Origin of the sequence: Robinsoniella sp. RHS, from assembly GCF_001029355.1 — a bacterium.
Lineage (GTDB): Bacteria > Bacillota > Clostridia > Lachnospirales > Lachnospiraceae > Robinsoniella > Robinsoniella peoriensis.
This window is the reverse complement of record NZ_JNGB01000139.1, coordinates 1-8,398: the sequence shown is the minus strand read 5'-3', so window position 1 is coordinate 8,398 and position 8,398 is coordinate 1. Positions and strand designations below refer to the sequence as shown.

Annotated in this window: 9 protein-coding genes; 3 read left to right on the top strand and 6 right to left on the bottom strand. The window is 38.2% G+C overall.

The genetic code is table 11. The features are described 5' to 3' along the window. From RHS_RS26010 to RHS_RS26000, 3 genes are all read right to left on the bottom strand, one after another. The coding region (locus RHS_RS26010; protein ID WP_047834815.1) for a DNA-deoxyinosine glycosylase at positions 1 to 338 on the bottom strand (338 nt) is incomplete at its 3' end. 219 nt (positions 339 to 557) lie between these two features. Continuing rightward, entirely contained in the window at positions 558 to 815 is a 258-nt protein-coding gene (gene spoIIID, locus RHS_RS26005; RefSeq protein WP_027293161.1) for a sporulation transcriptional regulator SpoIIID, read from the bottom strand. Positions 816 to 894: 79 nt separating this feature from the next. Beyond that, positions 895 to 1,761 carry a hypothetical protein gene (locus RHS_RS26000; protein ID WP_395023550.1) on the bottom strand — a complete coding sequence of 289 codons (867 nt, stop codon included), beginning with the start codon at positions 1,759 to 1,761 and terminating at the stop codon, positions 895 to 897. Between the two features lie 373 nt (positions 1,762 to 2,134). On the opposite strand from RHS_RS26000, the gene RHS_RS25995 reads away from it, so the two are divergent. Further along, positions 2,135 to 3,106, top strand: coding sequence for an alpha/beta fold hydrolase (locus tag RHS_RS25995; RefSeq protein ID WP_395023549.1), 972 nt, complete (start codon positions 2,135 to 2,137; stop codon positions 3,104 to 3,106). 94 nt (positions 3,107 to 3,200) lie between these two features. Here the strand turns inward: RHS_RS25995 and RHS_RS25990 are convergent, their stop codons facing one another. After that, positions 3,201 to 4,142: a YafY family protein gene (locus RHS_RS25990; protein ID WP_047834812.1), complete on the bottom strand. Its 942-nt coding sequence runs from the start codon at positions 4,140 to 4,142 to the stop codon at positions 3,201 to 3,203. Between the two features lie 105 nt (positions 4,143 to 4,247). Here RHS_RS25990 and RHS_RS25985 point away from each other — a divergent pair, with 105 nt between their 5' ends. Continuing rightward, positions 4,248 to 4,892 (top strand): Type 1 glutamine amidotransferase-like domain-containing protein, encoded by a 645-nt coding sequence (locus RHS_RS25985; protein ID WP_047834811.1) that lies wholly within the window; start codon positions 4,248 to 4,250, stop codon positions 4,890 to 4,892. Here the strand turns inward: RHS_RS25985 and RHS_RS25980 are convergent. After that, positions 4,822 to 5,814 carry an AraC family transcriptional regulator gene (locus RHS_RS25980; protein ID WP_047834810.1) on the bottom strand — a complete coding sequence of 331 codons (993 nt, stop codon included), beginning with the start codon at positions 5,812 to 5,814 and terminating at the stop codon, positions 4,822 to 4,824. The genes RHS_RS25985 and RHS_RS25980 overlap by 71 nt on opposite strands. Before the next feature lie 133 nt (positions 5,815 to 5,947). On the opposite strand from RHS_RS25980, the gene RHS_RS25975 reads away from it, so the two are divergent. Then, complete coding sequence (locus RHS_RS25975; protein WP_047834809.1) at positions 5,948 to 7,000, top strand: uroporphyrinogen decarboxylase family protein; 1,053 nt, start codon at positions 5,948 to 5,950, stop codon at positions 6,998 to 7,000. An 844-nt stretch (positions 7,001 to 7,844) separates the two neighbouring features. On the opposite strand, the gene RHS_RS25960 is transcribed toward RHS_RS25975, so the two are convergent. After that, the coding region (locus RHS_RS25960) for a transposase (RefSeq protein WP_047834806.1) at positions 7,845 to 8,398 on the bottom strand (554 nt) is incomplete at its 5' end.

Genomic DNA, 8,398 nt, shown 5'->3' with positions numbered 1-8,398 from the left:
GCCTGTCCCAGAATCATTGGAAGATCTGCCGGAATGACATTTTTAATGGAACTGTCACTGGAACCAATGATATCACAGCTTGCTATTACATCCCAGATCGCAATGTGGTTATTCAGCAAAAGGGTCTTCTTTTCCTCAATTGTCACAGGAACTTCGCCTTCAGTCAGCGCAGCTATGATTTTCCAGAACCGATTCTGTTTGTGCCCATAATAAAATTGATTTTCTCTGGATTTTACGGAAGGAAATGTTCCAAGTATCAGTATTTTAGAATCTTTGTCAAATACCGGATCAAAGGTATGGGACAAATGGGTATACTGTTGATTATCTTTTAATTTCATATCTTACTCCTGTCTGAACGAAAGCCCGGCTTAAGTGCCTGGCTTTTACAAGAAACTATAATATTATATCCCCTATACATATGGAATACAATAGAGATATTATATGAAATTTGCAGCATTTTGACGTTTATCTGATATTATTTGCCGGATCTTAGAAAAAAACGGGGAACATCCATTTTCGTGTCCCCGCTTTTCATAACTCCCTCTGTGAATCCCTGACTATTGGTTTGTCTGATGAAGATATTTTTCCCGTGTAGCAAGCCCACCTCTTATATGACGCTCGGACTTGTTGACATCCAATACCTTCCTGGCACATTTCGCCAGAGTTGGATTAATCTGAAGCAGTCTTTCGGTGACATCCTTATGTACCGTACTTTTGCTTATCCCAAATTTCTTCGCTGTTTGTCTTACTGTGGCATTTTGTTCTATGATATAATTCGCAATGTCTATTGCCCTTTCCTCAATATAACCTTTCAAGGAAATCCCCCTGCAATCACTGTGTTTTTAACATTGTATGCAGGGGGGTGTGGGATTAGAATATAGTATATGCCAAATTCTATTTCAGCTGTCCTCTTCCGGCTCCCATCAGCAATTTCTCCTCATTTCCTAATTTTACAGTACAAAAATCATTGTACCGCCCACCTCCATCATAGTGCTTTACTTTCACCAGCTGAACCGTTTTTCCATCCAAAATCAGGCGTTCCTCAATTATTTTTTGAGAAAACAAGCGTTTCTGAACCTGTCTTTGTATAAAAAAGCCTTCTTCATCTAATATTACTTCAAACCGCTCCCGCAGAAGCTTTTCTGGTGCTTTCTGTTCCGTTGTATATCCTCCGTCCCGCACCAGAGCACAGAGATTAAGCTTACCTTCAGAGTAATATAAATAGCTGCTTTCTGAGACCAGGCATCCAAAATAAAAACCATCCAGACTATCTAAATCCCCGTCTATTATTCTATTTAGACCCGTTTTTCTCTTTTCTTCTTTTTCCTCTTTACCTTTTTGTAAAAAATCATTATACACTCCGACATATGTGGACCAATCCTTAGATATTTTTTCTGAAATCAAATCCGGAGCCAGTTTGATTGCTTTTTTTGCACATTCCTGAGCTTCCAGAACGTCCTCCGAAAGCAGCACACCGATCATATATTCATTTAAATTATTAGTAACATGTAAAACATATTCCCAAAGAATCTCATAGTCAGTCGGATATTTTTTAATTAGCTTTTTAAACCTTTTATCACATTCCTCATATTCACCAACTGTTTGCAATTGTTTTATATTTTGCAGTTCCCGTTGCTTTTCCGAAATCTCTGGAGATTCACCAAGCATAAATGCCGCTTTGCAGTAGTCACAGACAGCTATTTTTGTTGTCAAATCAACCTTTAATTTCCCATTACAATTCTGACATACAAGTTCTTCCATCACAATACCTCCCGATGCACACATATTTATACAAGCTTTTACCCGATCAGAGTTCATTCGTCCTGTCATCCCATCAACCAGTATTTTTACTCCAATCTCATATGGCTTTTCGAAACATCCCTTTCTCTCATTATAACTTTCTTTTATCCCATAAGCAATATCATCCCTTTGCATATTTCAGCATATTAGAAAAATTATGTTACTGCTCACAGGCATGCTGTAAACAGTGTTGCCGACCGTTCATTTTAACCATTTTGACCGCATAACCCGCTCTGGCAATCTCCTTTCCGATATGCTAAAATAAAGTAACTTTAAATGAGGCACATTATGCAAAATGGGTAACTATTTTATATATGGCAAAAGGGGGCGAAAAATGAAACAACAATTAAACGAAAAGATTCGTGTGGAAATCAATGATATGAAGCAAGGTATGTTTTTGCAAAGCGAGGACACTGATAATCCGGTATTATTATTTCTTCATGGGGGTCCTGGATCACCGGAGATTGCATTTACCCAGAAACATCCAACCGGACTGGAAAAAATATTTACGGTATGCTGGTGGGAACAAAGAGGCAGCGGAATTTCTTACAAACGCAGTATTCCAAAAGAAATGATGACAATCGAGCAGATGATTTCTGACACTGTAGCGGTAGTCCAGTATCTGCGACGACGTTTCAGGAAAAATAAAATATACATAATGGGGCATTCCTGGGGAACTGTCCTGGGGATCCTTACGGTACAGCAGGCACCGGAGCTTTTTCATGCCTATATTGGCATAGGGCAGGTTGCAAGACAGGCAGAGTCAGAAAGGCTTGCATATACCTTTATGGTCAATAAATTCCAAAGCGCCGGCAAGAAAAAAATGGTCCGTAAATTTAAAAAGTTTCCCATCGATAAAGGCGCCGAAATCGATATAAAATACCTCTCTCTACGTAGTGACGGCATGCAAAAACTTGGTATTGGCACCATGCACCGCAGCAACTCTATGATGGATTGCGTAAAAATGGTACTTGGTTATAAAGGTTATACATGGAGTGAAAAAATGAAGTACCCATTGGGCAACAGTTTTTCTCTGAACTGCCTCTGGGATTTTGTACTGCAAAGTGATTTTTGTAAAAAAGTTTCCCGGCTGGAAATACCGGTATACGTACTCCATGGAAAGTTCGATTACCAGGTTTCTTACGTGTTAGCGAAACAATTCGTTCAGAACATAGACGCTCCGGTAAAAGGTTTCTATACCTTTGAACGTTCCGCTCATAGCCCATGTTTTGAAGAGCCTAAAAAGATGTGTCATATTTTACTTAAAGATGTGCTGCACGGAAAAGCCGATTTGGCTGATAACTAAATATTTAACTTTTCTATGAAAATGCTGCATCTAAAAATAGGTACAGCATTTTTCATTGGCTCTTCATCATTCTGCATACATACCTGCATACTGTTTATACATCTGCAAAATATCTTTTTAGGGAATGTAGTCTTTCTAAAATTACCGCTTTCAATGATGCCGTTTGTATGAATATTATGGATTCCCCATAAGTAATAAAGTAATCTGCAATAAATTTCTCTTCGCCCTTGTTATAAAAACCTTGAATGAAATATCGGCCATTTTCTATGCAAAGTTTCATGGAAGGATAGTGTTCTTTATAATATATGTCTGCTCCTCTTTCGGATATTTCCACCTTAAAATCCACTGCATTCTGCATTTTATACAATTTGTCGGCTGATTTCTCAAATACTTCAAGTGGTTTGGATTTGTAATGACTGCATTCCCTAATATCCATAATCTTGTCACAGCGAAACACTTTCGGGCTGTCTGTCTCAAAGTCATAGCCTGTTGCATACCATTGTCCATATGCAGAGGAAATATTAAAAAATTGAATGGAATAATTTATTTTATGACCATTTTTTCGATAGGTTATTATGCAGACTTTTTCCTCTATTGCTGATTGTAAAATTGCACTTAGAAATTCGCAATGATTTCTATGTTGTATCCCAGCCAGACTAAATACTCTTTCAACTCTGCGAAGCATATCAATTTTTTCCGGGGATAAACAAAGTTCAAATTTCTTTTTTAGTTTTTCAGCACACAAATGAAAGGGGGTGCTTTCATAATCCCGCAATGTAAGCATTGAAAAATATAATGCATATACTTCATCCATGTTAAATACAATAGGCGACAACAGTCGATTGCGTAATATACCATAATAACCGTTTCTGCCGCTTTGTGAATATATTGGCATGCCGATACGTTCTAAAGCCTCCACGTCTCTCAGCGCTGTGCTTTTTGAAATACTATACTTTTCCATCAAATCTTTCAGATTGAAAATATTTTTATCATTTAGAAATAACATCATATCATTTATTCTTTCAGACTTATTCATTTTCCACCACCTAATATAAAATTCCCTCAAAAGGTATCATCAGTTGAAACCTTTTTATATTATACTTCAATTATCCAATACAAAAAAGAAGGAAGAGTGTAAAACATGAAAAGAATTTTCTTAGCCGCTTCATTTAAAGATGTATGCCCCCTATTCGCTGACTTTGAGAGAGACATAAAGGGGAAAATTGTGACTTTTATTCCTACGGCCAGTATGGTTGAAAACGTTGTTTTCTATGTGGAAGCCGGGAAGAAAGCACTTGAAAAGTTAGGTGCTATTGTAGACGAACTGGAACTATCCACAGCAACGGCTGAAGAAATACGCACGAAACTGAAAAACAATGATATCATCTATGTAACTGGGGGAAACACGTTTTTTCTATTGAAAGAGTTAAAAAGAACCGGAGCAGATAAAATTATTATAGAAGAGGTAAATGCGGGTAAATTATACATTGGAGAGTCTGCCGGAGCCATGGTAACTGCTGCTAATATTGAATATGCCAAAGGAATGGACAGTCTCAAAAAAGCTCCAGGTCTGCTTAATTTTGATGCTCTAAATTTGGTGGATTTCTATACAGTGCCCCATTATACCAATTTTCCATTTAAGAAAGCAGCACAGAAAATTATGAGTCAATACTCATCTGAATTAAAATTACTTCCTTTCAGCAACCATGAGGCAATTATAATAGATGGTGATGAGATCCGGCACTGCACCGATAATCCAATGGTGACATATAGCAAAACCGTTTAAAAACTGTTGCAAAATACTGGCTGGAAGAGAACCCATACTCGTATGCAATCTCGGTAACCGTCCTGTCACTGCTCCATAGTTCATTTTTTGCTGATTCTATTTTCCGGCGCAATATATATTCCCTGGGCGGGATCCCTGTTGCTTTCACAAAATTAAAATGGAAGCGCGAAACAGACAGCGCCATCTGTTTCGCCAGCTCCTCTATTTTTATATCATCTTTGATATGATTTTCAATATATTGCAAAACTTCTTTCATCTGCTTTTCTTCTTTTTTATCCTTTTTCTCATTTTTATCCTTCCTCTCTTTTTTCTCCTCTGTCTCCTCCTTCTTATCATCTATATTATCTTCTATATTATCTTCTATATTATCTTCTATTTGTTCCTGTATATTTCCCATAATATTTTCTTCATATTTTGTCGAGCAGGCAGTCATTAACAGCATCAGAGAAGATAACGCGTTTCGAATTCTTGTACGATAAAATTTATCCGGACTCAGCATGATTTCCATAATCTCTTTGCACAACCCGATCATTTGGTCATTTCCCTGATAAATCCTTCCGGTTTCTATTTCAAAATGTGAGATAAAACCCTGTGCTTCAGATTTATCACAAATAACCCCTGATTGTATTACATTTTTCAAGTCGATAATTAAATAATACAACGATGCTTTATCTTCCGGATTCCCTCCGGTACTATGCCATTCTCCCAGCCTGGCAACAAAAATATCCCCGCTGTTAACCTTATAGGATTTTTCCTCCACACTGTAAATTTGACAGCCTTTTATCAAAAATACAAATTCTGTCATATCTTCATGGGTGTGTACTGTCAGCGGTCTGTGGGCTTTAGTATAATTTACTTTCCCCAACCGGAACAGCATACGTTCATCCTGGTAATACTCCACGATCTTTTTATCTTTTTTCACCGTTGTTATCCTCCATAAGGCTTCCAGCCGAAATCTATGTTTCATTTTCAACTGCAATATAAACTCAAAAGCCAAACTGTCAATTTTGATTTACAATAATCTTAACAAAAATCAGCAAGAAAGGAAACACATTATGACACCAAAAGAAAATATGTTAAAAGCCATCCGGTTTGAATCGCCCGATTATATCCCCATGACATTTAAAATCAATGACTCCTGCTGGCATTCCTACCCCCAGGATTTTCTATTTGAACAAATGGAGCGTCATCCGCTGTTATTTCCGGATTTTCATAGACCGGCTATCCCCTATATACCAAAATACGCCGCAGTCGCAAAGAAAGATGTCCCCTTTAAGGATGATTGGGGTTGCATCTGGCATACAAGTATGGATGGCATTACTGGAACGGTAACGGAACATGCTCTGTCATCCTGGGACTCATTTGAAAGCTATAAAGGTCCTGACCCGGCATGCTGCATGGGTATCGGACCTGTGGACTGGACTGTGGAAGCAAAACGCATCAGAGACCTGCAAAGTCAGGGAAAACTTGCAAAAGCCGGACTCAGACACGGACATACCTTCCTCCAGCTGTGTGATATCAGAGGATATGAAAATCTCATATTTGATATGGCTGACGAAGAACCAAACCTTACACAGCTTATAAACATGATTGAATCCTTTAACCTGCACATTATACATAAATATCTGGATATGGATGTGGATATCATTACCTATCCGGAAGATCTGGGCATGCAGACAGGTCCTATGCTGTCTCCCCACCATTTCCGGAAATTCATCAGTCCAAGCTATAAACGCCTGATGAAACCTGCCTTAGACAAAGGCACCATCGTGCATATGCACTCTGACGGTGATATACGATTGCTGCTTGATGAGCTTTTGGTAAGTGGTGTCGGCATCATCAACCTCCAGGATCTCGTAAATGGAATCGACTGGATTAGGGATAGTCTGGCGGGGCGTGTCTGCCTGGAACTTGACATCGACCGTCAGACTATCACTTCCCAGGGATCACCCGACCAGATCCATAGCCTCATAAAGGAAGAAGTTCATAAGCTGGCATCTCCCAAAGGCGGACTAATGATGATTTATGGACTATATCCGGGGATTCCGTTAGAAAATATCGTGGCTGTTATGGATGCTATGGAGGAATACGCTGTATATTATTCATAACTAATATTTGAAATCTGCCATTAGATCTGGGTTTAGATGTATTACTAGATATACTAATACATTCAGAGCTACATCTGCTAATACATTCAATACTATATCCACTAATAAATCTATCAGCATATGCACTTCGGGCAGATTCAGTGTCCGATAGTGCATATGCTTTATAAATTCAAATTTCATCTGCTAAAGCGTGCTAGAGCGAAGGTTTTATAGGGTTCTATTAGGTGACTTATATTGGGGTTTAGCTGAGGAATGACGCTTTGTAGATGGAGATAGTGTACGGAAAGAGATAGCATTCGTTGATACAATGCTGGTCTTCTCTGCGTGGTGGGACCCTGGGGTTGTGGCATGCTGGACGCAATTGGCATAAAGTTAATGATGTAAAGCAACTGATCTTGAGAACGGGATTTGTTTTTTTCATTCTGTGATCAGAAAAAGAAATAAACTTTCATCTTCTATTATGCATAAACTGTCAAACAAAATATACCGCTCTACATCCAATAAAGAACAATCATCTACACCCAGGGGATCTATCATGCGGAAAAGGAGTAGCATAAAGCAACTGAATTTATTACAGTAATTTGTTTCTTCATTCCATAAAAAGTAGTAAACTTCATCTCCTTTTACGCATAAACAATCGATACATACAATGCTGCATCCAATAAAGAACAGCCCGTCACAGCCCAGGGGTTCCAACCTGCTGAGAAAACCGAGGGCACTGAAAAACATATGTTTTTAAATCCTTCCTTAATAATAAAACACAAAATCCACCAGACTCAAATTTTTCTGGTGGATTTTTGTGCATTTTCTATGGATGATTCCTTTTTCTGAACTAGGGATTCCTTTATTTTTCCCCCATCACTTTCATGATTCGTTTGAGGTTCACTGCAAATATTGCCATCGCTCCCTGCATTTCCATGCCAATAAGACCTGATGATGACGCAATGTCATAACCATGTCTATGTTTTAACTCGCTGTTTTTTGCTTCTATCTTATAACGCTCTTTTACTTTTTCTTTAAAATATTCCGTTTCCTGAAATTGTGCCTGTTCGCTATGGGTATCACTGATGACCGTCTCTGTATATGTCTTTTTTTTCGCTCCCTCTTTGTAGCATCCTTCTCTATAAAGGCATTTTTTACATTTTTTTATATCAAAAGTATAGGTTATCCGCGCATTCCTGCCCTCAGCTTTTTGTTTATTCAGATATTTATGGATTGCCATATGCCCTGCTTTACATTGATACATTAAAGCATCTTTGTTAAATTCAAATTTATCTTCCTCTTTACGATTTCCTTGTGTAACATTACTGCATAATCTAGCGACCAGTTCATAATCTTCTTCTCTTGCAGCATCTATATTTTTTTTGCTTGCATATGCCTTGTCACCAATAACTGTTT

Excerpts from the sequence above, each read along its gene's own strand:
- RHS_RS25975 (WP_047834809.1), top strand. The coding sequence starts at position 5,948 with ATGACACCAAAAGAAAATATGTTAAAAGCCATCCGGTTTGAATCGCCC.
- RHS_RS25995 (WP_395023549.1), top strand. The coding sequence starts at position 2,135 with ATGAAACAACAATTAAACGAAAAGATTCGTGTGGAAATCAATGATATG.
- RHS_RS25990 (WP_047834812.1), bottom strand. The coding sequence starts at position 4,142 with ATGAATAAGTCTGAAAGAATAAATGATATGATGTTATTTCTAAATGAT.
- RHS_RS26000 (WP_395023550.1), bottom strand. The coding sequence starts at position 1,761 with ATGGAAGAACTTGTATGTCAGAATTGTAATGGGAAATTAAAGGTTGAT.
- RHS_RS25985 (WP_047834811.1), top strand. The coding sequence starts at position 4,248 with ATGAAAAGAATTTTCTTAGCCGCTTCATTTAAAGATGTATGCCCCCTA.